Here is a 537-nt window from a genome sequence, read left to right as displayed (position 1 = left end):
CCTGGACGGCCCGGTCGCCGGCTGGTGCTGTCGCCGCAGCACCGGGTCCTTCTGGATGAGCTGGGCGGGCTGGTCCCGGCGAAGGCGCTGACCGCCCTGCCCCGGATCGGCCCGCTGCGCGACCATGGCCCGATCCTCTATATCCACCTGGTGCTGGACCGCCACGCGCTGATCCTGGCCGAGGGGCTGGCCTGCGAAAGCTTCTGGCCTGGCGACATGGCGCTGGACCAGCTCTCGCCGGCCGACCGGCAGCGGGTCCGCGCCATCATGGGCGATGATCCCTGCCCCGCCGCGCCCTTCCTGAAAGTGCGCGTGACCCGGGCCGCCCTTGCGGCGCGCCATCCGGCGGGCGCCCCCTGATCAGCTGCGCAGCCCCTCCGAGATCCGCCCCCGCAGGACCGAGAGCGCGGGCAGCAGCGACAGCACCGAACAGGCCGAGAGGAAGCCGGCAGCAAGGCGGATCTCGTCCCAGCCGATGCGGGCGCGGATCACCATGTCGGTGCGCGCCGACAGCACCTCGGACAGGCCCGCCGCCGC

General features: G+C 73.9%; 1 protein-coding gene. It reads left to right on the top strand.

From position 1 onward, the window contains the following. The coding region (locus tag OS124_RS25625; protein WP_010142114.1) for a Hint domain-containing protein at positions 1-360 on the top strand (360 nt) is incomplete at its 5' end. Between the last annotated feature and the right edge of the window lie 177 nt (positions 361-537).

This window comes from Oceanicola sp. S124 (assembly GCF_000220565.1).
Classification (GTDB): domain Bacteria; phylum Pseudomonadota; class Alphaproteobacteria; order Rhodobacterales; family Rhodobacteraceae; genus Pseudooceanicola.
Note: the sequence above shows the minus strand (reverse complement) of the source record. Positions and strands in the feature narration are given on the sequence as shown.